Raw genomic sequence first — 24,205 nt, 5'->3', positions numbered from 1 at the left:
CCGACCTGCCCCGCGGGCGAAGGCAATCTTGACTTCGCCCCACTTCCCAGTGGCTATTTCATTCTGAAATCTCCCATGAAAAAGTATTTCAACCTGAAGTGTGTATTTCATGTTGAAACGCTGTTTGCGGCTGTCTTGTTCTGTGTGTTTCGGTTTCCACCTACAGAAAAACATTGTAAAAACAGATGGTTAAAATTTGATCCTTCTGATTTTGGCTGAGTTGGCACTCCCTTTGCGATGCGTAGTGAAAAGGCCCACATGATTTGGGCAATAACACTCCATCCAACAACAGTGTGCTGACGAAAATGACCAAACCATTAGAAGGCGTTCGAATTATCGATCTCACGCACATGCTTTCCGGCCCCTATGCGGGCATGCTGCTAGCCGATATGGGGGCCGAGTCGATCAAGGTAGAGCCGCTCAAAGGCGAGGGCACCAGAGCCCTGTTGGCCAGTGATCCGAAAAACTCCTACAACGGCCAGGGCGCCTACTTCATCACTCTTAACCGCAACAAGAAAAGCGTCTGCATCGACCTGAAAACCGAGGAAGGTCTGGAAACCTTCTATGACCTGGTAAGGGATGCCGACATTGTGCTGGATAATTTCTCGGCCGGCGTTCCCAGCAAGCTCAAGATCGATCACGAGCACCTTTCCCGCATTAATCCGCGCATTATCACCTGCTCTGTGACGGGTTTTGGCCAGGCCGGCCCGAATTTCAAGCGCCCGGCATTCGACCAGGTGGTGCAGGGTATTGGCGGTGGCATGTCGATCACCGGCCACGATGAGGAGCATCCGGCCCGGGCGGGCATCCCGATTGGCGATCTGGGTGGCGGTATGTTTGCCGTGATGGGCGTGCTGGCTGCGCTGCACTCCCGGGCGGTTAACGGCTATGGGCAGCACGTTGATATATCGATGCTCGATTGTCAGATCAGCATGCTCAACTACATGGCCACGATGCACATGCTCAGTGGCGATAATCCAACGCCTATCGGTAATGGCCACTTCGTTCACGTTCCTTACGACGCCTACAAGACCAGCGATGGCTTCGTGATTATTGCGGTCATCTTCGACAGCTTCTGGGACAACCTGGTCGAGTTGCTGGATATCGACGAATTCCGCGATCCGAAGTACAAAACCCAGCCAGGGCGTTTTGCCGACAAACACAAGATCAACACCATCCTCACTAAGCTGCTTCAGACCAATACTACGCAGCACTGGGTTGATCTGCTCTCCAGCGCCCGGATTCCCTGTGCGCCCGTCAATAAATTCTCCGACGCACTGACTGATCCCCAGGTGCTGTTCCGCAACATGGTGGTGGACATTCCCCAGGCCGGCGGCGGTGTCGTCAAGGCGCCGGGTAACCCGATCAAGCTGAGCATTGACTCCTCCGACAGCTACACAGCGCCGCCGTTACTGGGCCAGCACACGGAAGAGGTGCTCCGGAGTATGGGGTACGACGATCAGCGCATTGCTGATCTGAAAGCCAAGAAGATTGTGGGGTAAGGCAATGTCCATCGAGATTCGAGTCAACGAAGTGGGGCCGCGAGACGGCCTCCAGAGTCAGGGTAAGACCCTGACAACGGATGCGCGTCTGGACCTGATTCGCGCCATGGTTCGTGCTGGTGTGCGGAATGTCGAGGCGGGCAGTTTCGTATCGCCGAAGGCAGTCCCTCAAATGGCGGGAACGGCCGAACTCTTTGGACAGTTACCGGATCCGGACACCGTGCGGTATGCGGGGCTGGTGCCCAACATGAAGGGCTATGAACTGGCAGTTGAGGCTGGCGCCCAGGTAGTGAACGTGGTGTTGTCCGTCACCGAGACTATGAACCAGAAAAACATTCGCATGAGTCTCGATCAGACGGCTCAGGTGTGCGCTGCCATTGTGGAACGCGGCCGGAGTGAGGGGGTTGAGGTTCAAGCGTATCTTGCTGTCGCGTATGAATGCCCCTTTGAAGGCCAGGTTTCGCCCAGTGTGGTTGCCGACTATGGCCGCCAGATGCAGCAGGCCGGCGCCAGCAAAATCATTGTCGCTGACACCATTGGCGCGGCGAATCCGGCTCAGGTCCGGGCGGTTCTGGGCGAACTGAGCGCGTTTGTCCCTTCCGAAAAGCTGTCCTGTCATTTCCACGATACCCGGGGCATGGCCCTGGCGAATATCACCGCGGCTCTGGACCTGGGTGTGCGGGAATTTGACGCATCCATCGGCGGTCTGGGCGGGTGTCCCTTCTCGCCGGGCGCAACCGGAAATGTGGCGACAGAGGACGTGGTCCTGCTGCTGAACAGCATGGGCTACCAGGCCGGCATTGATCCGCTGGACCTGGTACCGGTCGTCAAGTTCGCCGAGGATCTGACAGGCGTGACGTTGGGCGGCAAGAGTTTCAAATGGCTGGATCAGCAGTTCGCGAAGCTGCATGGAGAGGCCGGCCATGGTGGGTAAGGTGCTCGGATTCGCAGCGCAGGTTGCGCCCTGGGCGGTGGTCAGCGGACTGGCCTACGCCGCCGCTTTCGTAAAGCCCTCCGTGGAGCCCCTGCCGCTGCCCCAGCCGCTCACCGAGTCGAGAGATACTTTCTACGACGTGAGCGCGACCGGTTCCGATCATTTCTGGTTCGCGGGCAACAACGGGGTTGTGCTGGAAGGCGGCACGGACCCGTCGTCCTGGGCCCGTCATTCCATGCCCCACAACATCAATCTTCAGGGGATTGCCACCTCGGACGACGGCCTGGTGCTGGCGGTTGGTAACGAAGGCTGGACCTTCCGTCGGGAAGGCGAAGGGCAGTGGGAATCGACGCAACTCCCGGTTTCAGACATTGCTGGAAAGCTGATCGAAGTGGCCTGGCTGGGCGATGGGTTCTTTGCCATTGGCGAGATGGGCGCGGTCTTTCGCAGCAATGCCGAAGCGCAGGACTGGACGAACCTGAGTATCGACGGCGATGTGGGGCTGAACGACATCACCCGGGACGGCGCCGGTGTGCTCTGGATTACGGCTGAATTCGGGACCGTCTACCAGTCCGACGACAACGGCAAAAGCTGGTCCGGGGAAGAGCTTGGTTACGAGAGTCTCCGGTCGGTTGAGTTTGTTGATGGCACCGGCGTCATCGTGGGCAACGGTGGCGTGATTTTCCGCTCTACCGATGGCGGAAACAGCTGGACATCGGTCCCGTCGCCCACCTCTGAGCACCTCTACGACGTTATCCATGATGGCTCTCGCTGGCTTGCCGGTGGCAATGGCGGAGTGCTCCTGGAGTCGGCCAATGGCGACGAATGGAACTTGCTGACCCCCGAGAGCGGGACCACCGGGTATGTCGCTCGCCTGCTGCCGGCTAGCGACGGTGTCGTGGTTGCCGGTAAAGAGATCGGTCAACTGGATGGCGAACACTGGAACACCTGGCCTGCCACCCGCGGTGAGGAGAAATAGACATGGTTAGTCAGTTTGCACGCTCCCTGTCAGAACTCTGCATCCGTCACCGCGGTGTGGTCGCCTTCCTGATTCTGATCAGCACGCTGTTAATGGCGCTCACCTTGCTGAAAATGGATGTGCGGACCGTGTTCAGCGACATGGTGCCCAGCGATCACGAATACGTGGATGTCCATGAAACCTACAAGGAGACCTTTGGCGGGAGTAACAAGGTTTCCATTCTCGTACAGGCGAAGTCAGGCGACATCATGACTCGTCCCATCCTGACCGAAGTTCAGCGCATCACCCGCGAGCTGGCCAAGGTCAGCGGTGTCAATCCGTTTCAGGTGGTGTCGCTGGCGTCCCGCAAGCTGAAGTCGGTTAGTGCCTCGTCGATGGGCATAGAAAGTGTGCCTCTGATGTGGCCGGATGTCCCCGAAACAGCCCAGGGCATCGAAGAACTGCGCGAAGCTATTCTCAATAACCCGCTTGTCTACGGTATTTACGTGGAGCCTGACCTGTCGTCCACGCTGATCCAGATGGATTTCTACGATCACCTGGTGGACTACAGCAAGATCTTCCCGCAGGTGCAGGCCATTCTCGATGCTTCTCCGATCAAGGACCAGGTAAGCCATCATGTGGTGGGCGAGCCGATTCTCTACGGCTGGGTCGATTTCTTCCTGGAAGAGACCGTCGCCATCTCCCTGATTTCACTCGGTGCGATGCTGCTGGCGCTGTTCCTGCTGAACCGCACCTGGCGCGGTACGCTGCTGCCGTTGCTCAGTGGCGTGGTGTCCACCATCTGGGCCCTGGGCATTGGTGTACTTCTGGGCTTCAATTTCGACCCACTGGTCATTGTGGTTGCCTTCATCATTACCGCCCGCTGCTTCAGCCACGCAGTTCAGCTGATCACCCGTTTCGATGATCTGTGTGACGGCGAGGGCGTGGCCCCACGTAAAGCAGCGGAGCAGACCATGCGGGAACTGTTCCGGCCCGGGCTGCTGGGGCTGGTGTCCGATGCGGGCGCCATCCTGTGTGTGGTGCTGACCCCGATTCCGCTGCTGCAGAAAGTATCGATCATCGGTGCGATCTGGGTGATGACCATCGGCTTTTCGGCGGTGATCCTGACGCCGGTGATGCTCAGCTGGGTTAAGGCGCCGCTGCGCAATGCCCATCCCCTGAACCTCCGGTTCCTGCTGAATGCGGTGCTCGGGCTGGCGGTCAAAGTGGTAGAAACCCGCGCCCGCTTCTTTGTGTTGCCGTTGACGCTGGTGGCTGTGGGCCTTCTGGTGTTCAAGGCCACCGACCTGACCATCGGCGATGCCACCACCGGCTCGCCCATCCTCTGGGAGGATTCCTCGTTTAACCGGGACAGCGCGTTGATCAACGCCAGCTATCCCGGCACCGAGCAGATGTTTGTGGTGCTGGAGGCCGAGGAACGGGATGCCCTGAAGCGCCCGGACGTGCTGGCGTGGATGCAGAGTTTCCAGCGGCGGATGGAACGGCTGCCGCAAGTCGGGGGCAGCATTTCCCTGGCTGACATTGTGGTGGATGTTCGCCGGAACCTCTACGAGGGTAATCCCCGCTACCGGGAACTGGGTTCAAGCCAGCTCGAGAACGGTGAGCTGATCAGCTTCTACATGCAGGGCGCGGCTCCGGACGACCTGGCCCAGTTTGCCGACCCGCTGTTCAAGAACGGCTCGGTCATCCTGTTCTTTCGGGATCGTCAGGGCGAGACGCTGCGTCAGGCCACCTATCAGATCAAGCAGTTCATTGCGGCAAACCCGCTGGATGGTGTCGAGGTCCGGCTGGCGGGCGGGTCGCTCGGGATCATTGCCGCAGTGAACGAGATTCTGCTTTCCGACCAGATTGAAGCGATTGCCCTGGCATTGCTGGTGGTCATCCTGTCCTGCCTCGCGGTTTACCGTTCCTCGGCGAGCGGCATCTTCTTCATCGTACCGGTGCTTATCTCCAACGTAGTGACCTTTGCCTTCATGGCCTGGCAGGGCATTGGCATGAGCATCAGTACCCTGCCGGTGGTCGCTCTGGGGATCGGCCTGGGAGTCGACTACGCGTTCTACATCGTCGATTCGGTGAAAGAGTATCTGGAGAAAGAGCCGGATGCCGACCCCGTCGAGGCCATTCGTCAATCCCTGTTTTCTGCCGGCCGCGGTGTGCTGCTCACATCAGTGACGCTTGCCGCGGGCGTTCTGTTCTGGTCCCTGTCTTCGCTGCGATTCCAGGCGGAGATGGGCACGTTGATCGGGCTCTGGCTCCTCGTCTCAGCGTTCACATCGTTGTTCGTGATGCCATCCCTTGTCCGGGTGCTGCAGCCGAAGTTCATTTTCGGTGATCGCCCCTCCGGCACCGAAGCCAAGCATGGCGCAGGGCCGCTAGCTCAATCCACTCAATGAAATGGGTAAAACTATGACAACGAAAAACAACCTGGAGTTGAAGGGGCGCTATCGTAAGCAGACGCTTCTGGCAGCTGGCATTGTGGCTGCGACGATGGCTGGCGTTCCCCAAACCGTGTTCGCAAGTGAGGAGGACTGGTTGACCAAAGACTGGGAAGTGTCCGGCTACATTCGCGAGTATCTCTCGTGGAATCTGGAGAACCCCACGCTGATCGGCCCGGGCCCCAATATCTTTGATGGCGAGCAGCGGGATGACTATCGCTACGACCTCTCCATGGCGCGGACCGTCGGCAAGCTCAACCTGTTCCGTGATTTTGGCAACGCCCGTTTCAAGTTTACCGGCCGCATCTCCCGGGAGTCTCCGACGGACTATCTGAAGGACCTGCAGGAGGTTGCCGATGAGTGGGCACAAACCGGCGGTGCGTCTGGCTCTTCGGTGAATCTGCGCGACGACGTTTACGACGATGAGGAGATCCGTGAGCTCTGGATTCAGGGTGATATTACCGATACCACGAACCTGAAAGTCGGTCGTCAACAGGTGGTCTGGGGCGAGACCGACTTCTTCCAGCTGCTGGATGTGGTGCATGGCTATGACTTCCGCTGGCGGTCTTTCCTCGAGCCTGAAAACGAGGAGCTTCGTAAGCCGCTGAATCTGGTCAACCTCGTACAGCGGGTGGATGATCTCGATGGCAGCCTGCAGCTGCTTTACATCCCCGGGCAGCTCAACGACGGTGAAAACCGTGGCAATAGCTACGATGTGGAGGGGGGCCGCTGGGCCAACAATCCGAACAAGGGCATTACGTTTGCCTCCGCACCCTTCGCCGCCAACGTACCCTACAACTACGACCACTCCGAAGCCGACATGGATGACGACTCCTACGGCCTGCGGTGGAATGGATTGGCCGGCGACTGGGGCTATTCGGTGGCCTGGTTCCACGGTCCTAACCCCAATCCTGTGGCGAACCCCAATCCGGCCACCAATCCGGGGCGGCCTGACCTTCAGACCAATCCGTACGAGTATGAAGGCAACCCTTCTGCGGCTGGTGAGTTTATCTATCCCTACATCGACATCTTTGGTGTGACCGCGAACAACTATTTTGCGGGTCCGGATCTGGTGTTCAGCACCGAGATTGCTTACATCCCGGATGCTCCCTACAACGTTGGTATTGCTGGCGGTGCCGCCGGGCTGGGTGCCGGCGAGGCTTGTGGCTTCTTCCCGGGCTTCTGCGGCATTGCCGAGAAAAGCCTGGTGCGCTCCATGTTCCGCATCGACAAGCAGCTGGACCTGCAGGATTTCCTGGGCACCAGCCGTCCGTCGTTCTTCACCGTTCAGCTGTTCAACAACTGGATCACCGATTTCGAGCGTGACGAGCAGCTGGTTAATCTCGCCGGTTTCGGCGGTGAAACCAAGGAGTTCAGCAGCATCATCACTGCGGTGCTGGCAACCAACTACGCCAACGACCAGATCAATCCGTCCCTGGCGGTTGGTTCCGATCTGACCTACGGCGGAGGGTTCGTGATTCCCGCAGTGGAAATGGCCTATGGCGACCACATCCGGGTACGCCTGGAAGCCGATATTTTCTGGCACGAAACCGATCAGGATCGTCCCCTCGAGGGCTTCAACGATACCAACCTGTTCGGCTACTTCTCGGGCAACGATCAGTTGACCGCACGTCTGACTTACCAGTTCTGAGGAGATACTCATGACAATCACAACAAACCTGAAGAACCTGACTCTGGCTGTAAGTCTTATGGCAGGCGCCAGCTATCTGGCGGCTGCGGAGCTTCAGTCGGGTGATGTAATCAATGCGGGCAACCTTGATCAGCGTCTGTCCGATACCTTTGACGGGGATAGCATCGATTCCCTGCTGACCGACCTGCAGAAGCGGCTGATTCGTGAGGAAGGTCTGGTCATTACGCTTAAGGCACCCGAGCCCATCACCCTCGGTGACGATTATCTGGCCGCAACCGAGCAGTACGCCAGCTCCGCAACCTTTAATCCCGATACACGGATGATGGAAGGCTGGAAAGCCGGTATGCCTTTCCCGGAGGTGGATGAAAACACACCGCACGCAGCGGAAAAGCTGATCTGGAATCACCACGTTGCGCAGCCGACCAAGAACTTCCAGGACTACCCCGAATTTGCCTACCTGTTTGTCGATGATGATCGGGGCCTGGAGCGTACCCAGGAGTGGGTGCTGCGCCGTTACTACATGAAGGGGCGCCTAGGTGAGGAACAGACCGTCGAGGGTGATGGCGATGTGCTGTGGAAGCAGCTGCTGTACGCCACTTATCCGGCGGATATCCGGGGGCTTGGTCTGTTCACCGTTCGTTATGACAGCCCGAAACTGGACGACAGCTGGGCTTACATCAAGTCCGTGCGTCGTACCCGCCGTCTTTCCGGTGGTACCTGGATGGACCCCATCGGCGGCACCGATCAGCTGAACGACGACATCGAGATCTTTAACGCCCATCCGACCTGGTATCCGGAATACAAGCTTCTGGGCAAGCGCAAGATTCTGGTAGTCGCCAACAGCCAGTCCACTGCCTGGAACCAGGACGCCAGTGGCGACGCGGAATTCCCGATCGTGGACCTGGACAGCGAGCCGTACTGGAATCCGACCGATCAGTGGGAGCCCCGTGAAGTGTGGGTAATTGAAGCCGTGGCTCCGCCCGAGCATCCGTACAGCAAGAAAGTGATGTATATGGATACTCAGTTCCCGCGTTTCTACATGGCCGATGTGTATGATCGCAAAGGGGAGTTCTGGAAGTGGATGAACTACAACCTGAAGACGATCGAAACCGAGGACGGCGACCGTGGCATTGTGTCCAACGCCGGGTTCACCATCGATTACCAGCGTCGCCATGCCACCATCTTCGTGCTGGCAGATAACGCAAAACTGAACACCGACGGGGTGGACGGTGATTCCATCAGTCTGAGAGAGCTGGAGCAGGCAGCAGCGCGCTGATGCCCATCCGCAACCAAAACGTTTGTCAGGAGGAAGTATGAGCTTTCGACTAGGGGTTGATGTGGGCGGCACGTTTACGGACTTACTGCTCATCAACGATGATACCGGCGCCACGTATACCGCCAAGGTGCCTTCGACACCCTCCGATTCGTCCCAAGGGGTGCTCAACGGGATCGAGAAGATCTGCCGCACCTCGGGGATTGACCCGAAGCAGATTCGCTCGGTCATGCACGGTACCACCGTGGCGACCAACGCGATCCTGACCCAGAAGGGCGCCAGGGTTGGTCTGGTCACTACCCAGGGTTACCGGCAGGTTCTGCACATTGCGCGGTCCTTCGTGCCGGGCGGCCTGGGTGGCTGGGTGATTTTCAACAAGCAGCCACTGCTGGCGTCCCTGGAAGACACGGTCGAGGCGGTCGAGCGGGTCAGCGCCAAGGGTGAGATCGTCCAGGAGCTGGACGAGTCAGACATCCGGTCGAAGCTCGAATCGCTGCGCGACTCCGGCATAGAGGCCCTGACGGTCTCCCTCATCAATGCCTACGCCAGTGGCGCCCATGAGGAAAAGATCTCGGCCATCGCCGCAGAAGTGATGCCGGATATTCCGGTATCACTCTCCTCCCGGGTGGTTCCGGAAATGCAGGAGTACGAGCGGACTGAGACAACGGTGGTGAACAGCTTTGTTCGACCGGAAGTCTCCAGCTACCTGGATCACCTGGAACACGAGATCAAGTCCCGGCTGGCGGATGACGTCCAGTTGTCCATCCTGCGTTCGGATGGCGGACTGGCCACCTGCGATTCGGCGTCCTACACACCGGTCAATCTGCTGTTGTCCGGTCCGGCCGGGGGCGTCGCGGGCGCCATCTGGTTCTGTTCCCGGGGCGGCTTCGACAAGGTGCTCACGTTCGACGTGGGTGGAACATCCACCGACGTGGCGCTGATTGAGAACAACAGTGCGCGATTGCGGCGGGAAACCCGTGTCGGTGATGTGGCCGTCCGTGCGCCCTCGGTGGACGTCCGGACGGTGGGCGCCGGCGGTGGCTCCATCGCGTTTGTGCCCGAGCTGACCAAGGCGTTGCGGGTCGGGCCGGACAGTGCCGGTGCTGAGCCCGGACCGGCGGCCTATAACAAGGGTGGCGATCAGCCGACGGTCACCGATGCCAACGTGGTACTCGGGTACTTGCCGGCCAACCAGCGGCTCGGTGGGGACATGGAAATCCGCAAGGACTTGGCCGAAGCAGCCGTTCAGAAGGTGGCGGATGCCATGGGTGTGCCTCTGAAAGAGGCCGCGGAAGGCATTGTGCGGATTGCCAACGAGCATATGTTCGGTGCGCTGCGACTGATCTCGGTCGAGCAGGGCTACGACCCCCGCGAATTCGCGCTGTGTGGCTTTGGTGGTGCCGGGCCTCTGCACGCCAATGCCCTGGGCATTCTGATGGATGCCTGGCCGGTAATTGTCCCGCCGTCACCCGGGGTGCTCTGTGCCTACGGTGATGCCACCACGCGGGTCAAAGACGAGGCGTCCCGTTCCCTGATCAAAGGCTTCTCCAATATCGATAAGAGCCAGGTGGTGGATATTCTCGAGGTCCTCACCAAGCAGGTAAGCGATTCACTGGAGACACAGGACATTCCAGGCGACCAGCAGACCATCACCTGGGAGGCGGATGTGCGCTACCAGGGACAGGCACTTCTGCTGACCCAGACTGTTGAGCCGGAGGATCTGCGCAGCAATGGCCTGAGCGTGTTGCAGGATGCGTTCGACGCGGAGCACGAGCAGCTGTTCAGCTTCTCGCTGGATGAAGAGCATGAGCTGGTTAACCTGCGTGCCATCGCGCGGGCACCGCGCCCGAACATCAATGAGAAAGAATGGGCGGAAAAAGCGCAGGACCTGAGCGCGGCGGTCACGGGTGAAAGCCCCATCTACTTTGACGGTCAGGATCAGACTGCGGTTCTGTATGACCGTGAGAAGCTCTGGCCCGGGCATGTGGTTCCTGGTCCTGCCATTGTTACCGAGATGGATTCAACTACCGTGGTTTTTCCGGGGTATCACGCGAAGGTCGACCAGGTGGGCAACCTGCTGATCGAGCCCGTGGATCACAAGGGGAAGGAGTAATCGTATGCCTGCGAATATCGTTCAACCCAACAGCAAACCACTTGAACGCGTAGAAGTGGATACGGTCACCCTCGATATTATCGAGAATGCCATGGCCAACGCCCGCAACGAGATGGACGCCGTGCTCTTCCGCACCGCCATGTCGCCGGGTATTCGCGAGCAGGGTGATGCCTTCCCGATGATCGCCAATCACGAGGGTAAAATGGTGGTTGGCCAATTCGGTTCGTTCATTACCGGGTTCACCCAGTCCTACCAGGGCGGCATCGAGGAAGGTGATATCTTCCTGACCAATGACCCGTACATGTGCGACGGGGCGGTGAGTCACCTGCCGGACTGGCTGGTGCTGGTGCCCATCTTCAAGGATGGCCGGCTCATTAACTGGGCGGCCATGTTCGGTCATATGTCCGATGTGGGCGGCAAGGTTCCGGGCAGCCTGCCGACCGATGCGCAAACCATTTTTGAGGAAGGTATCCGGATTCCCCCGGTGAAGATCTACAAGAAGGGGGAGCTGAACGAAGACGTTCTGGATCTGATCCTTCATAACGTGCGGATGCCGCGCTGGAACAAGTCTGACTTCAACGCCATTGTGGCGTCCTGTCGTACTGCCGGACGTCGCTGTGTCGAACTGGCAGAACGTTTCGGTGACGACGTGTTCAGCAGTGCACTGGGCATGATGCTTGAACGTAACTACATAGCGATGCGCGAAATCATTCGCAATGTGGTTCCGGAAGAGAAACGTTCCTTCGAGGACTATATCTGTGACGATGGTGCGGGGTTGGGTCCCTACACCATTCGCTGCACCATGTGGCGCGAGGGCGACAAGGCCATCTTCGATTTTGAGGGAACCGACCCGCAGGCTCCGTCTTCAGTGAACTTCTACCTCAACGAGGAGATGTTCAAGATGTTCTTCGGGGCGTTCACCATCAACCTGTTTGATCCCTCGATCCTGTTCAACGATGGCTTCTACGACCTCGTTGAAGTGAATATTCCCCAAGGGTCCATTCTCAAGCCGAACTTCCCGGCCGCGCTGTCTTGCCGGACTCACCTGCTGGGACGCATCTTTGACGTCATGGGCGGCCTGCTCGGGCAGGGTACGCCGGATGCCATGAGCGGTGCCGGGTTCTCGGACTCACCCCACTTCATGTATTCCGGGTACGACGAAAACAACGAGTGGTTCCAGTTGTTCCAGATCGGCTTCGGCGGAATCCCGGGTCGCCCGGTGGGTGATGGTCCTGACGGTCATTCCCTGTGGCCGGGCTTTACTAACGTGCCAAACGAGTTTGTTGAGGCCTATTTCCCGCTGCGCATCGAAACCTACGAGACCATCACCGACTCTGGTGGTGCCGGGCTTCATCGCGGGGGTAACGGTATCCGCGTGGGTTATCGCCTGCTGGCAGACGGTGAGATCTCGATACACGATGATCGCTGGCTGACCTACCCGTGGGGGGTAAATGGCGGTGCGCCCGGACAGCGCAGCCGCAAGGAACTGATCAAGGTCAACGGTGAGCGACGTATCCTGCCTTCCAAGTGCGACCATGTGAAGGTCGAAAAGGGTGATCTGGTGATCTTCGACACCTGGGGTGGCGGTGGCTGGGGTGACCCACTGCAGCGAGCGACTGACCAGGTGGCAGCGGACGTCCGCAAGGGACTTGTCAGTGTGGAAGGCGCCCGGAGATACGGGGTTGTTTTGACCGCGGACGGAACGGTTGATGAGGCCGCCACAACCGAGTTGCGAGCCAGCATGGCCGAGGATCGCGATGAGCCGGATCTGTTCTCCCGTGGCGGAACACTGGACGAAATCAAGGCTCGTTGTGAGGCTGAAACCGGCCTTCCCGCTCCTGCGACACCCATATGGAACAAAGGTGCCGGGGGTGTAGCATGAGTCTGGACACTCGTGTCCTGGCAAAGGCCAACAAGTACGCCCTGATTGTGGTTGATATGAGTCTTGGATTCACTGACCCCACCCGCAGCCCTCTGGCTGCGGAGTGCGGGGAGGTCATCAAGGCCAACCGCGTACTGCTTGAAGGCTTCCGTGCCAGGGGATTGCCTGTCCTGTTTACTACCGTTGCCTACAGCTCTCCCGGGCAGGCCCGGATTTTCCGGGAGAAACTGCCCGATCTCGAGGTGCTGCAGGCTGGTTCAGGGCTTGAGACGATCGATCCAAGGCTGGAACGGCGGGACGACGAAGTCCTGATTACCAAACAATGGCCCAGTGGCTTCTTTCGCACCGATTTGCACCAGCAGTTGCAGAATTCGGGTGTCGACGGTGCGGTGGTGACGGGTCTGACCACCAGTGGTTGTGTGCGGGCAACGGCCCTGGGCTGCCTGCAGCATGAGTATCGGACGGTCGTGGTCCGGGAGGCATGCGGTGATCGGGATATGGATGCCCATGCCGCCAACCTGAAAGATCTCAATACCAAGTATGTGGATGTGTTGTCTTTGGAAGAAACGCTGAACCATGTGTTTTGAGCGATACGTGTCCGTGGGACTGGCGCTTGCCCTGAGCGCCTGCGGTTCGTTGCCTACCGAGACTATCGACGGCGACAACCGGCAGGCGTTTATTGCCCGTCTCGCTGCAGAGCCGGCGGTGTGCCGCAGTTACCGGGAGGTCTATGTGGCAGGCTTTCGGGAAAACGTCAGTGCACTCGCGGATGAGGATCGGGTGGCTGGGGCGACCGCAAAGGCAAAACTGGATGAGAGCCGCAGCCTGCTGCATAGAGAGGGGCTTTCGGGCAGCGATTGTGCCCGCCCTTACTGCATCATTGAGCCTTTGCAGAATGGCCAACTGGATAGCTGGTGTGGATTCAGGATTGACGCCGATGAAGGCGAGGAACTCTACCAATGGCTGAGTTATCCCGAAGTCCGGGAGCTGCTATCTAGCCAAAACTGAGGATATCAAGATGGCTGGTCAAACGCTGTACGACAAGCTTTGGAGCCGACATTTTGTCGATGAACTGGACGATGGTTCGTCGCTCATTTATATCGATCGGCATCTGTTGCACGAAGTGACTTCTCCCCAGGCTTTTTCTGGCCTGAAGAACAACAACCGCCAGCCCTGGCGCATAGGGGCTAACATTGCAGTGCCAGACCATGCGGTACCGACCCGCAACCGGGAGCTGGGCGTGACCGGTATCGCTGACCGTGTGGCCAGGCGGCAGGTTGAGACGCTGACGGAAAACTGCCGGCACTTCGGCATCCCGCTGATTGAACTGGAGGATGCACGGCAGGGCATTGTTCATGTGGTCGGGCCCGAGCAGGGATTGACCTTGCCGGGAATGACCATCGTCTGTGGCGATTCCCATACTGCGACCCACGGCGCCTTCGCCACGCTGGCAATGGGCATCGGTACCAGTGAAGTCGAGCACGTGCTGGCGACACAAACCCTGAGAACCCAGAAGCAGAAGAATATGCGGGTCCGATTCGATGGGCCAATGGGGCTGGGCGTTACGCCCAAAGATATGATCCTGGCTCTGATCGGGCGCATTGGCACGGCCGGTGGCACCGGATATGCCATCGAGTACTCGGGGGATGCCATAAGGGATCTATCGATGGAAGGGCGAATGACCATCTGCAATATGAGTATCGAGGCGGGCGCGCGCGCAGGAATGGTGGCCTTTGATTCTGTGACCGAGGCGTTTGTGTGCGGTCGACCGCATGCGCCAGAGGGGGCGGATCTGGAAGCTGCACTGGCGTATTGGCGCAGTCTCCACACGGATGATGACGCGGTATTTGACCGCGAGGAGAGTTTTGATCTTGGCAAACTGGTCCCTCAGGTTACCTGGGGCACCTCCCCTGAGATGGTCACCGGCATTGATGGCCACGTGCCTGTGCCCGAGAGCCTGGCCAGCCCGGCTGAGCGTAACTCCCTGCAACGTGCGCTCGAGTACATGGACCTTACGCCCGGGCAGGCTCTGAAAGGCGTACCCGTCGACAAGGTGTTTATCGGCTCCTGCACCAACGCGCGCATAGAAGACCTGCGCAGTGTGGCGAACCTGGTCCGGGGGCAGAAGGTTCACCACTCCATCAAGCAGGCCTTGATTGTGCCGGGCTCGGGGCTGGTCGGGCTTCAGGCCGAGCGCGAAGGGTTGGACACCATTTTCAGAAAAGCGGGGTTCGAGTGGCGATCGGCCGGCTGTTCCATGTGCCTGGGTATGAACGATGACCGCCTTGCCAGCGGCGAACGTTGTGTTTCTACTTCAAACCGTAATTTTGAAGGCCGGCAAGGCAAAGGTGGTCGTACGCACCTGGCCAGTCCCGTCATGGCAGCTGCCGCTGCTTTAACCGGTGAACTTACCGACGTCAGGGAGTTGTAACATGGAACCATTCACCCAGCACACCGGCACCCTCGTGCCGTTTGACCGGGACAATGTCGACACCGATGCCATTCTGCCAAAGCAGTACCTGAAAATGCTGGAAAAGACCGGTTTCGGGGATTTTCTGTTCGACGATGAGCGTTATCTGGATCCCGGGGATGTGGATACCCCGATTGCCGAACGGCGAGCCAACCCTGAATTTATCCTCAACCGGTCTCCGTATTGCCTGGCAACCATTCTGGTGGCCGGGGCCAATTTCGGCTGCGGATCCTCCCGTGAGCACGCGGTGTGGGCACTCCGGGACTTTGGTGTCCGTGTTGTGCTGGCAAAGAGCTTCGGTGACATCTTTTTCAACAACTGTTTCAACAATGGCCTGTTGCCGGTCATTCTGGATGACGCCGTCATTGATGAACTCATGGATTTTGCGCAGACATCGCCCGATCGGGAGGTGACAGTCGACCTTGAGGCATTTGAAATTCGGGCCGGTGAGCGGACCTGGGCCTTCGTTGTCGACCGCGGGCGTCGGGAAAACCTGTTGAGCGGGTTGGATGAAATCGGCCGAACACTGGAATACGCCGAGTCCGTGCGTCAATATGAAACGAACCGCCAGAAACTGGAGCCGTGGCTGTTTCAGGATTGACGATGTAATTTCCGGAGGGGAATTTTGGAATTCAACAACGCAGAGAGTCGTCGCGCCACCGTTTGCCTGATTGGTAACTCCAAGCTGAGCAAAATGGTGCATTCGCTGGTTCCGGAATTCAGCTCCATTGCCGAAATTGTCATTATCGACAACGTCTTTCACGATGCCCTTATGTCCGCCCGACGTCTTGTGGAGCACGACGCAGTCGATGTCTTTATCAGCGCCGGGGCAAACGCCTATTACCTCAAGGATACGTTGCCGGTTCCTGTCGTGCCGCTGGAGGTTCGCCAATCCGATCTGGTGGAAGCTGTCCTCAAGGCTCGCCGGGTGGACCGCAAGATTCTGTTGCTGACACACGAGCACCAAGCTGCCTGGACGGGCTTTCTGGAGTATGTCGAGGGTGCAGAAATCGTCCATCGCACCTACCAGACAGCGGAAGAGGCAAAAGAAGTCTTCGATCGTGTCAGGGATGATGGTTTTGGCGTTGTGATCGGCTCCAGTTACACCTGCGATCTGGCCGAAAGCGCGAATATTCCCTTCGTCATGCTCTATTCCCGCGAATCATGCCGGCAGATGATCCAACGCGCTGTCGCGGTTGCCGGCGAATACAAGCGGGAAAGCGAGCAGAGGGCATTCACACAGTTTCTGCTGGATAGTACGACTGAAGCGACTGTAGTCACCAACCGGGATGAGCAGATCATTGGATTCAATGGCGCGGCCCGGAGCTTGATTGCCGGCTTGAGCCGGAACCGGCGGGTGGACCGCTACCTGGATGGGCGGTTTCTTCAAACGGCGGAAACCGTTGCCGATGGGATCCTGATTGGTGAACGACTCTGCCGCGTCGCCAAGCGATCTTTCGAAATAGACGGTCAGCGAGTTGGCCACCTGTATTCCATCAAGGCGGCGCCAGTCAGCGCTCCCGATGCCGACGCACCATCCTCCACCCTGGTGTTTCAGTCGAGGAAGATGATTGAAGTAAGTCATTTTCTTAAGGTGTATGGTGCCACGCCCGGGGCAGTATTGCTCCGGGGAGAGACCGGAACCGGTAAGGAACTGGCAGCACGAACGGTTCACGAGTCCAGCGCCAATCGTAACGGGCCCTTTGTCGCGATTAACTGCGCGGCCATCCCGGGCGAACTCTTCGAATCCGAAATCTTCGGGTATGCCGATGGTGCCTTCACCAATTCCCGAAGTGGGGGGCAGTCGGGCTTGCTGGAGTCTGCCAACAATGGCACCTTTTTCATGGACGAGATCAACTCGTTGCCCATGCCGCAGCAGGCCAAGCTCTTGAGAGTGTTGCAGGAAAAAGAGGTGCGGCCTGTCGGAGCACGCCGCTCCATTGCCTTGAATATCAAATTTGTGGCTGCCTGCAACCATGATCTTCTCAAGGAGGTTGAGGCGGGTCGCTTCAGGGAAGATCTTTATTACCGGCTTAACGTGTTCATCGTGAATCTGCCGCCCCTGCGGGATAGGCCCGAGGATATTGAACCGCTGACCCTCCATTTTGTCCGGACTCTGGGCAAGCAATACGGCATAGAAACGGACGAGGCCGCGTTGGTGGAGGCGCTGGTGCCGATTTTCCGTGAGTACCACTGGCCGGGTAATGTTCGACAACTCGAGAATCTAATGGAACGGTTGCTGGTGTCGTCGAGCATGTATACCTCCGTTAACCAGTTTGCCAGCAATCTTCCGACTCTCGCACCCGAGTTGTTTGAGCGTCCGGCTGGATCAAAGTCATCCACGGACTCTGGGCATTTGCAGGCTATGGAACAGGAAGAAATTCTTCGGGTGCTGGAGAGTTTCAATGGCAATAAAAGCCGAACAGCGGAGTATCTTGGGATCAGTCAGACGACATTGTGGCGGCGCCTGAAACAACTCAAGTCAGGCACTGCTGACTGATCGGGTTGGAGAAACGTTTAGCCGACATCCCTTAAGCCTCCCTGCAATAAAAAGCCCCGTGAAGGCAGAAGCTCTCACGGGGCTTTTTTGTAGCTTGTTCAGACTCAGGGCTTGAGCTTACTCATAGGTGCAAAGGTAAGCGGTATCGACGTCTGTCGTGACCTTGAAACTGGCCTGGCCAGCCACTTCGAAGCTTTCGCCCGCGCCGTAGGTCAGCCAGTCATCCATACCAGGCAGCATGACGGTCAGTGCACCGCTGATGATGGTCATGGTTTCTTTCTTGGTGGTTCCAAACTCGTATTCGCCCGGGCTGATCACGCCTACCGTCGCCGGCAGAGTTGAGGTCTGGAAGTTGATGGACTTGGCGTTGCCATCAAAATATTCATTCACTTTCAGCATTGTGCGCTGTCTCCTTATAAGAATTTTGGCGCCTACTTTACACGAGATTAGGCTGAAACCAATGGAAATACTCGGATAGGTGCCGTTTAAACCGTTCTTATTGGTCCCAGGGGTTGCCCCGGGTGTGTTCGGCGGTGTTCACGCCAATGTGCATCGCGGCCTTGGCCAGAATGTTGGCACTGACCGGTGCGGTCATGAACAGGAACACGGTAATCAGAATCTCTGAAATTCCCAGGTCACCCTGGTGGCTGAAGTACAGCACGGAGCTGACCATAATGGCGCCCACACCCAGTGTGGTTGCCTTGGTGGGACCGTGCAGTCTGGTGTAGAAGTCCGGCAACCGGACCAGTCCAATGGCGCCGATCAGGGTAAACGCGCCCCCAATCAGCAAAAGGATGGATATCATAATTTCAAGAAACGCACTCATAACGTGTGTCCTTTATGGGCCGGTGGTTAGTCGATCACGCTGCCGCGCTTGAGGTATTTGGCCATGGCAACGGTGCCAACAAACCCCATCACCGCAATCAGCAGCGCAGATTCCAGATACATCCGGGTGCCCAGCGTGATGCCGAGCAGGATGATCAGGGCGATGGCGTTGACGTACAGGGTGTCCAGTGCCAGAACCCGGTCAGGCGCATCCGGGCCCTTGATCAGACGGAACACGTTCAGCAGTGCCGCCAGGGTGACCATGGCAATGGTGATGTATAGGGCTGCGACCATCAATGGAACATCTCCAGCAGAGGTTTCTCGTAACGGTTTCGGATCGTGTCGATGACTTCCAGGTCGTTTTCCGCGTCGAGGGCATGGATCAGCAGCAGTTTGTTGTCGTCACTCACGTCTGCGCTCACGGTTCCCGGCGTCAGGGATATGGTGCTGGCCAGAATGCTGATGGCCAGAGGATGCTCCAGCTCCAGTGGGTAGGAGATAAACGCCGGACGTGGTTTACGCGGGCTCAGAATCAGCCAGGCAACTTCTATACTGGCGATCACGATGTCCTTGAAGACTCGCAGGAGATAGAGCGGCATGCGCCAGGCCCTGATGAACGCAGGAGGGTCTGGCCAGAAGCTGTGAGTCATCTGGGGAATGGCCCAGGCCAACAGGACACCCATCACTAGGCTTGCGCCAGAAATGCCATCGCTCAGAAGCTGCCAGGTGGCAAACAGCAATACGCTCAACCAGGGCTGTGGAAAAAAACTTAGGCGATCAAACATTATGGATTTCCTCCCACCATCGGCGTGTTGAGCACCTCAATATAGGCCTGCGGGTTGTTCAGCTGTGCGGCAGTCGCGTCGGTGTATGAACCAATCGGCCCGGCCAGCGCCACAATAATCAGGCTAAGGCCGACCAGCGCGCCGGCACTGACCGATACCGTGCCGGTCAGCGGTGATTTGTTTTCCACGTGTCCATCCACCGTGCGCCAGAACACGATACTTCCAGCCCGGCTGTAAGCGACCACGGTAAAGAAACTGCCAATCAGGATGACCGACCACAGCCATGCCATCTGAGAGCTATCCAGCGCAGATTGAAGAATCAGCACTTTGGCGAAAAAACCGCTCAGGGGGGGCAGTCCGGCCGCAGCCACGGCGCCCACCATGAACAGCACACTCAGGAAGGTCCGGTTGTGCATGCGTGGGGCTGTGACGATCTTGTCCTTGGCTGAGCCGCGCTGGTTTGAAACCAGATCGGCGACAAGGAACAGGCCTGCGACGGTCCAGGTGGTGCTCAGGAGATAGAACAGGCCAGCGGAAATGCCCTCGGTGGAGCCCAGGGCAATGGGCGCCAGCAGGGTGCCCACAGAGATGACCACCTGCCAGGCCACCAGGGTTTTCAGGTTATCCGCACCCAGTGCGCCAATCACACCCATGGTGAGGGTGATCAGGGCCAGCGGGAATAGCCAGTCCATGCCCAGGTTGGCCAGTGCGCCGGCGGAGTCGCCAAAGATCAGGAAGTAGATTCGAAGGATGGCGTAAATGCCCACCTTGGTCATCACGGCAAATAGGCCTGCCACGGGGGCGGTTGCCCGGGCGTAGGCTTTTGGCAACCAGAAACACAGGGGAATCAGCGCTGCCTTGAGCGCGAAGACTACAAGCAGCATCATGCCGCCGGCCTTGACGATGTTCAGTTCTTCGCCGCTGACCTTGGGGATCTCCACCGCCAGGTGCGCCATGTTCAGGGTGCCGGTGACGCTATAGATCATGCCGACACTGATCAGGAAAATGGCCGAACCGGCCAGGTTCAGGACCACGTAGTGCAGGCCCGGCACGGTGCGGGTTCGGCCGCCGCCATGCATTAACAGGCCGTAGGAGGCAATGAGCAGAACCTCAAAAGCGACGAACAGGTTAAACAGGTCGCCGGTCAGGAAGGCGATGTTCAGCCCCAGCAGCTGGAACAGGAACAGGCCGTGGAACTGGCGGTTACCCTCGTCCTGACCGCCGATCGAGAAAATATGGCAGAACAGGGCGAGGACCGACGTCAGCACCAGCATCAGCGCGGCCAATCGGTCCAGTACCAGCACAATGCCAAAGGGTGGCTGCCAGTTACCAAAGGCGTAGAGCCGGTAGGAACCGTCGCTGGCCATGGCCAGAAGCACAATGCTCGACACCATCATTAGCACAGTAGTGATCAGGGCCAGGGTCCGGCGCAGGCTGATAGGCGCGTAGCCCATGAACACCTGCAAAATGCCACCGATCAGTGGAATCAGAATGGGGGCGGTCAGCCACTGCGTCATTGCTGACCCTCCTGTTTTTCCTGTTCCCGATCCGCAGCCCGGGCATTGCGCTCGCCATCCACATGGTCATCTTCATGGTCGGCGAGGCTGCGCAGGGACAGCACCACGACGAACGCTGTCATGGCAAAACCGATCACAATGGCCGTAAGGACCAGTGCCTGAGGCAGAGGGTCTGAGTAGGCTTCCGTCGAGCCCAGGATGGGCTGGCCGGCAGTGGCCAGTCTTCCGCTAGAGAATAGGAAAAGGTTTACGCCGTAGGACAGCAACGTCAAACCAACGACCACCGGGAAGGTGCGGGCCCGCAGGATCAGGTAGACGCCGGAAGCGGTCAGCGCGCCGATAACCAGAGCAAAGACAAGTTCCATTACGCGCCCTCCTTAGGACTCTTGATGGCCGAATGCGGAGAGATTCTCCCAATGCTCACAATTGCCAGCAGAGTGGCGCCAATGACCGTCAGGTAGACCCCGAGGTCAAAGATCAGTGCCGAGGCTACTTCGAACTTACCCACCACTGGCCAGGTGATGTAGCCGAAGGTGGAGGTCAGGAACGGGTAGCCGAAGGCGAGGCTGCCGGCACCGGCGATAACGGCGAATAGCAGGCCAACACCAATCACATTGTGGTATTTGAACGGCACCCGATCCTGAGTCCAGACCATGCCGCTGGCCACGTACTGCAGGATCAGGGCAATGGAGGTGATCAGGCCGGCAATAAAGCCGCCACCCGGCAGGTTGTGCCCGCGCAGGAAGATATAAACGGATACCATCAATGCCAGTGGCAGCATCGGTCGGGCGACGAGTCGCAGCATCAGGGGATGCAGATCCCGCGTCCAGCCGTGACCTTGGCCATCGCTTGGGGGCGGGGTCAGGGCCATGTTTTTCAGCATGGCGTAGATGCCCAGAGCGGCAATGGCCAGCACGGTGATTTCGCCAAGGGTATCAAAGCCCCGGAAGTCCACCAGAATCACGTTTACCACATTGGTTCCGCCGCCGCCGGATTTGCTGTTTTCCAGGAAGAAGTCGGAAATCGAGTTGAACGGCTGGGTCAGCATGGCCAGGGTCACCAGCGTCATGCCTGTGCCCGCCACCAGGGCAATGATGACATCGCGAATGCGGCGAGGCTTGGAGGTCTCAAGTGGTGTCCAGGATGGCATGTAATAGAGAGCCAGCATCAGCAACACAATGGTGACCACTTCCACCGACAACTGGGTCATGGCCAGATCCGGTGCCGAGAAGCGGGCAAAGGCCAGTGCCACCACCAGTCCGACCACGCTGAGCAGGGTCAGTGAATAGAAGCGGGAACGGTGCAGGGCTGCAGTAAGGAACGCGCAGATGATCAGCACGCCGGCTGCCAGCGCGGTCGGGAGGTCGATGGGCGACAGGCCAGACTCGCCAACAAAAATGCCAAGATCCATCAGCGGCGCGGCGGCCACAGCAATGACGCTGACGGCGAGGAAAAAGACATATCGCTGCAGCGAACCATTTTCAACGCGCTCGGTGATGCCCCGGGCAAAGCCTTCGACGCGCAACATGGCGGCTTCGAACACTGCTTTCTCGTCCACTTCTTTAAACCGTGCGTGGAAGTCGAAGAATTTTTGTCGCTGGGTGTACATCAGCAAACCGCCGAAGAAGGCGATGAAACTCATCAGCAGGGGCAGGTTGAAGCCGTGGGCAATGGTCAGGTGGTACTCGGGCACCTCTCCGCCAAGCGTGGCCGCGGCCGCCGCGTAGAGTAGAGGACCGACAGAAATCGCCGGAAACATACCCACCATGATGCAGGCAAATACCAGAATCTCGACGGGTATCTTCATGTAACGAGGCGGTTCGTGGGGCGGATAAATGGGCAGATCCACCGGCTGACCGTTGAAGAACACGTCGTGAATGAATCGAGCCGAATAGGCAACCGCAAAAATCCCCGCCAGCGTGGCCACCAGTGGCGGCAGCCATGCCCAGATGCCTGGAAGGTTCAGTTCCAGGGATTCGGCAAAGAACATTTCCTTGCTCAGGAAGCCGTTCAGCAAGGGTACGCCGGCCATGGACGCGGCTGCGACCATCGCCAGGGTGGCGGTGTGAGGCATATAACGCCAGAGCCCGTTGATGCGCCGCATGTCCCGGGTGCCGGTTTCGTGGTCGATGATACCGGCGGCCATAAACAGTGATGCCTTGAAGGTGGCGTGGTTAATGACATGGAATACTGCCGCCACGGCAGCCAGCTCCGTGCCCATGCCAAATAGCAGGGTGATCAGGCCCAGGTGGCTGACTGTGGAGTGAGCCAGCAGACCCTTCAGATCGTGCTTGAACATGGCCACGTAGGCGCCAATCAGCAAGGTGGCCATGCCGGTAAAGCTGACCATATAGAACCACTGTTCGGTGCCCGCCAGAGCCGGGTACAAGCGGGCCATCAGGAAAATGCCGGCCTTGACCATGGTGGCTGAGTGCAGATAGGCCGAGACTGGCGTCGGCGCCTGCATGGCGTGGGGCAACCAGAAGTGGAACGGGAACTGGGCCGACTTGGTAAAGGCGCCCAGCAGGATCAGGGTCAGGGCCACTGGATAGAGCGAGTGCGCCTTGATCTGGTCGCCGGCGGCCAGAACCTGGTCCAGCTCGAAGCTGCCGACAATGTTACCGATCATCAGGATCCCTGCCAGCAGCGCCAGCCCGCCACCACCGGTGACCGCCAGTGCCATTCGTGCACCCCGGCGGGCGTCCTGCTTGTAGTTCCAGAAACTGATAAGCAGGAAGGAGGTCAGGCTGGTCAGCTCCCAGAAAATCATCATCAGAAGCAGGTTGTTGGACAGCACAATGCCCAGCATCGAGCCTTTGAAACTCAGTAGCAGGGCATAAAACTTGCCGACGTTCTCCTGTGCCTTCAGATAGTAACGGGCGTACAGGATAATCAGCAGACCGATAACGAGGATCAGCAGGGCGAACAGCAGTGACAGCCCGTCAAGGCGGAAACTGAAGGCCAGTCCCAGGGCAGGAAGCCAATCGGCGTGGTAAAGCACAACACCGCCATCGGCGAGGGTTTGCCAGTGCGGGAATAGCGCCGCAAGGGCAATCAGCGCCGGCACGGACGACGCAATGGCTATGGCCGTGCGTCCCCCCTGGGCAAACAGGGGTGCGGCTATGGCCCCCAGAAATGGCAGTAGAACAACCAACGGTAGCGACATCGCAACCTCTTATCGGATCCTTGTTAGTCGTAGAGACAAGCCTGTTATTGTTTCTTGTCTCCGGCTCCATCCTTCAGTCAGAGCGGTGCTGACCAGCGGACAGGATAATGATGAACACTCAGGCCCGGGCAGGTGGATCAGGAAAGTATGGCAAACGCCCCCGATGCAGCGCG

The 24,205-nt window shown here is 58.5% G+C and carries 20 protein-coding genes; 13 read left to right on the top strand and 7 right to left on the bottom strand.

The window, feature by feature from the left end; genetic code table 11:
• Positions 1-305: 305 nt before the first annotated feature.
• Genes K8I84_RS07550 through K8I84_RS07490 form a run of 13 tightly spaced genes read left to right on the top strand, consistent with a single transcriptional unit; the run spans position 306 to position 17,739 of the window.
• The gene (locus K8I84_RS07550; RefSeq protein ID WP_223794130.1) at positions 306-1,502 is read left to right on the top strand and encodes a CaiB/BaiF CoA transferase family protein; all 1,197 of its coding nucleotides are present in this window, start codon (positions 306-308) and stop codon (positions 1,500-1,502) included.
• A 4-nt stretch (positions 1,503-1,506) separates the two neighbouring features.
• On the top strand, positions 1,507-2,436 hold the full coding sequence (locus tag K8I84_RS07545) for a hydroxymethylglutaryl-CoA lyase (protein WP_223794129.1): 930 nt from the start codon (positions 1,507-1,509) through the stop codon (positions 2,434-2,436).
• Complete coding sequence (locus K8I84_RS07540) at positions 2,426-3,415, top strand: WD40/YVTN/BNR-like repeat-containing protein (protein WP_223794128.1); 990 nt, start codon at positions 2,426-2,428, stop codon at positions 3,413-3,415. Before K8I84_RS07545 ends, K8I84_RS07540 begins: the two co-directional genes overlap by 11 nt.
• 2 nt (positions 3,416-3,417) lie before the next feature.
• Positions 3,418-5,808: an efflux RND transporter permease subunit gene (locus K8I84_RS07535; RefSeq protein ID WP_223794127.1), complete on the top strand. Its 2,391-nt coding sequence runs from the start codon at positions 3,418-3,420 to the stop codon at positions 5,806-5,808.
• A gap of 13 nt (positions 5,809-5,821) precedes the next feature.
• Positions 5,822-7,501: a DUF1302 family protein gene (locus K8I84_RS07530; RefSeq protein ID WP_223794126.1), complete on the top strand. Its 1,680-nt coding sequence runs from the start codon at positions 5,822-5,824 to the stop codon at positions 7,499-7,501.
• Between the two features lie 10 nt (positions 7,502-7,511).
• On the top strand, positions 7,512-8,777 hold the full coding sequence (locus K8I84_RS07525) for a DUF1329 domain-containing protein (RefSeq protein ID WP_223794125.1): 1,266 nt from the start codon (positions 7,512-7,514) through the stop codon (positions 8,775-8,777).
• Positions 8,778-8,814: 37 nt separating this feature from the next.
• Positions 8,815-10,887, top strand: a complete 2,073-nt coding sequence (locus K8I84_RS07520) for a hydantoinase/oxoprolinase family protein (RefSeq protein WP_223794124.1) — start codon at positions 8,815-8,817, stop codon at positions 10,885-10,887.
• Positions 10,888-10,891: 4 nt separating this feature from the next.
• Positions 10,892-12,769 (top strand): hydantoinase B/oxoprolinase family protein, encoded by a 1,878-nt coding sequence (locus K8I84_RS07515; RefSeq protein ID WP_223794123.1) that lies wholly within the window; start codon positions 10,892-10,894, stop codon positions 12,767-12,769.
• Positions 12,766-13,356 (top strand): isochorismatase family protein, encoded by a 591-nt coding sequence (locus K8I84_RS07510; protein WP_223794122.1) that lies wholly within the window; start codon positions 12,766-12,768, stop codon positions 13,354-13,356. Before K8I84_RS07515 ends, K8I84_RS07510 begins: the two co-directional genes overlap by 4 nt.
• On the top strand, positions 13,346-13,777 hold the full coding sequence (locus tag K8I84_RS07505; RefSeq protein WP_223794121.1) for an isopropylmalate isomerase: 432 nt from the start codon (positions 13,346-13,348) through the stop codon (positions 13,775-13,777). The genes K8I84_RS07510 and K8I84_RS07505 overlap by 11 nt, the downstream gene beginning before the upstream one ends.
• A 10-nt stretch (positions 13,778-13,787) precedes the next feature.
• Entirely contained in the window at positions 13,788-15,200 is a 1,413-nt protein-coding gene (gene leuC, locus K8I84_RS07500) for a 3-isopropylmalate dehydratase large subunit (RefSeq protein WP_223794120.1), read from the top strand.
• Between the two features lies 1 nt (position 15,201).
• On the top strand, positions 15,202-15,840 hold the full coding sequence (gene leuD, locus K8I84_RS07495) for a 3-isopropylmalate dehydratase small subunit (RefSeq protein ID WP_223794119.1): 639 nt from the start codon (positions 15,202-15,204) through the stop codon (positions 15,838-15,840).
• A gap of 24 nt (positions 15,841-15,864) precedes the next feature.
• On the top strand, positions 15,865-17,739 hold the full coding sequence (locus K8I84_RS07490; RefSeq protein WP_223794118.1) for a sigma 54-interacting transcriptional regulator: 1,875 nt from the start codon (positions 15,865-15,867) through the stop codon (positions 17,737-17,739).
• Between the two features lie 117 nt (positions 17,740-17,856).
• On the opposite strand, the gene K8I84_RS07485 is transcribed toward K8I84_RS07490, so the two are convergent.
• From K8I84_RS07485 to K8I84_RS07455, 7 genes are all read right to left on the bottom strand, one after another.
• Positions 17,857-18,138, bottom strand: coding sequence for a pyrimidine/purine nucleoside phosphorylase (locus tag K8I84_RS07485; RefSeq protein ID WP_223794117.1), 282 nt, complete (start codon positions 18,136-18,138; stop codon positions 17,857-17,859).
• Positions 18,139-18,235: 97 nt separating this feature from the next.
• Positions 18,236-18,565 (bottom strand): Na+/H+ antiporter subunit G, encoded by a 330-nt coding sequence (locus K8I84_RS07480; RefSeq protein WP_223794116.1) that lies wholly within the window; start codon positions 18,563-18,565, stop codon positions 18,236-18,238.
• Positions 18,566-18,591: 26 nt separating this feature from the next.
• On the bottom strand, positions 18,592-18,861 hold the full coding sequence (locus tag K8I84_RS07475) for a K+/H+ antiporter subunit F (protein WP_411722662.1): 270 nt from the start codon (positions 18,859-18,861) through the stop codon (positions 18,592-18,594).
• The gene (locus K8I84_RS07470; protein ID WP_223794114.1) at positions 18,858-19,349 is read right to left on the bottom strand and encodes a Na+/H+ antiporter subunit E; all 492 of its coding nucleotides are present in this window, start codon (positions 19,347-19,349) and stop codon (positions 18,858-18,860) included. The genes K8I84_RS07475 and K8I84_RS07470 overlap by 4 nt, the downstream gene beginning before the upstream one ends.
• Positions 19,349-20,866, bottom strand: coding sequence for a monovalent cation/H+ antiporter subunit D (locus K8I84_RS07465; RefSeq protein WP_223794113.1), 1,518 nt, complete (start codon positions 20,864-20,866; stop codon positions 19,349-19,351). Before K8I84_RS07465 ends, K8I84_RS07470 begins: the two co-directional genes overlap by 1 nt.
• Positions 20,863-21,231, bottom strand: coding sequence for a Na+/H+ antiporter subunit C (locus K8I84_RS07460; RefSeq protein WP_223794112.1), 369 nt, complete (start codon positions 21,229-21,231; stop codon positions 20,863-20,865). Before K8I84_RS07460 ends, K8I84_RS07465 begins: the two co-directional genes overlap by 4 nt.
• On the bottom strand, positions 21,231-24,032 hold the full coding sequence (locus K8I84_RS07455) for a monovalent cation/H+ antiporter subunit A (protein WP_223794111.1): 2,802 nt from the start codon (positions 24,030-24,032) through the stop codon (positions 21,231-21,233). Before K8I84_RS07455 ends, K8I84_RS07460 begins: the two co-directional genes overlap by 1 nt.
• Positions 24,033-24,205 lie beyond the last annotated feature (173 nt).

The sequence above is a fragment of the Marinobacter sp. F4216 genome, from assembly GCF_019931195.1.
Classification (GTDB): Bacteria; Pseudomonadota; Gammaproteobacteria; order Pseudomonadales; family Oleiphilaceae; genus Marinobacter; species Marinobacter suaedae.
This window is presented reverse-complemented; position numbering and strand designations above follow the sequence as displayed.

What these genes read in the sequence shown, in the direction of transcription:
- K8I84_RS07550 (WP_223794130.1), top strand. Translation starts at nt 306, where the DNA reads ATGACCAAACCATTAGAAGGCGTTCGAATTATCGATCTCACGCACATG.
- K8I84_RS07545 (WP_223794129.1), top strand. Translation starts at nt 1,507, where the DNA reads ATGTCCATCGAGATTCGAGTCAACGAAGTGGGGCCGCGAGACGGCCTC.
- K8I84_RS07540 (WP_223794128.1), top strand. Translation starts at nt 2,426, where the DNA reads ATGGTGGGTAAGGTGCTCGGATTCGCAGCGCAGGTTGCGCCCTGGGCG.
- K8I84_RS07535 (WP_223794127.1), top strand. Translation starts at nt 3,418, where the DNA reads ATGGTTAGTCAGTTTGCACGCTCCCTGTCAGAACTCTGCATCCGTCAC.
- K8I84_RS07530 (WP_223794126.1), top strand. Translation starts at nt 5,822, where the DNA reads ATGACAACGAAAAACAACCTGGAGTTGAAGGGGCGCTATCGTAAGCAG.
- K8I84_RS07525 (WP_223794125.1), top strand. Translation starts at nt 7,512, where the DNA reads ATGACAATCACAACAAACCTGAAGAACCTGACTCTGGCTGTAAGTCTT.
- K8I84_RS07520 (WP_223794124.1), top strand. Translation starts at nt 8,815, where the DNA reads ATGAGCTTTCGACTAGGGGTTGATGTGGGCGGCACGTTTACGGACTTA.
- K8I84_RS07515 (WP_223794123.1), top strand. Translation starts at nt 10,892, where the DNA reads ATGCCTGCGAATATCGTTCAACCCAACAGCAAACCACTTGAACGCGTA.
- K8I84_RS07510 (WP_223794122.1), top strand. Translation starts at nt 12,766, where the DNA reads ATGAGTCTGGACACTCGTGTCCTGGCAAAGGCCAACAAGTACGCCCTG.
- K8I84_RS07505 (WP_223794121.1), top strand. Translation starts at nt 13,346, where the DNA reads ATGTGTTTTGAGCGATACGTGTCCGTGGGACTGGCGCTTGCCCTGAGC.
- leuC (WP_223794120.1), top strand. Translation starts at nt 13,788, where the DNA reads ATGGCTGGTCAAACGCTGTACGACAAGCTTTGGAGCCGACATTTTGTC.
- leuD (WP_223794119.1), top strand. Translation starts at nt 15,202, where the DNA reads ATGGAACCATTCACCCAGCACACCGGCACCCTCGTGCCGTTTGACCGG.
- K8I84_RS07485 (WP_223794117.1), bottom strand. Translation starts at nt 18,138, where the DNA reads ATGCTGAAAGTGAATGAATATTTTGATGGCAACGCCAAGTCCATCAAC.
- K8I84_RS07480 (WP_223794116.1), bottom strand. Translation starts at nt 18,565, where the DNA reads ATGAGTGCGTTTCTTGAAATTATGATATCCATCCTTTTGCTGATTGGG.
- K8I84_RS07470 (WP_223794114.1), bottom strand. Translation starts at nt 19,349, where the DNA reads ATGTTTGATCGCCTAAGTTTTTTTCCACAGCCCTGGTTGAGCGTATTG.
- K8I84_RS07465 (WP_223794113.1), bottom strand. Translation starts at nt 20,866, where the DNA reads ATGACGCAGTGGCTGACCGCCCCCATTCTGATTCCACTGATCGGTGGC.
- K8I84_RS07460 (WP_223794112.1), bottom strand. Translation starts at nt 21,231, where the DNA reads ATGGAACTTGTCTTTGCTCTGGTTATCGGCGCGCTGACCGCTTCCGGC.
- K8I84_RS07455 (WP_223794111.1), bottom strand. Translation starts at nt 24,032, where the DNA reads ATGTCGCTACCGTTGGTTGTTCTACTGCCATTTCTGGGGGCCATAGCC.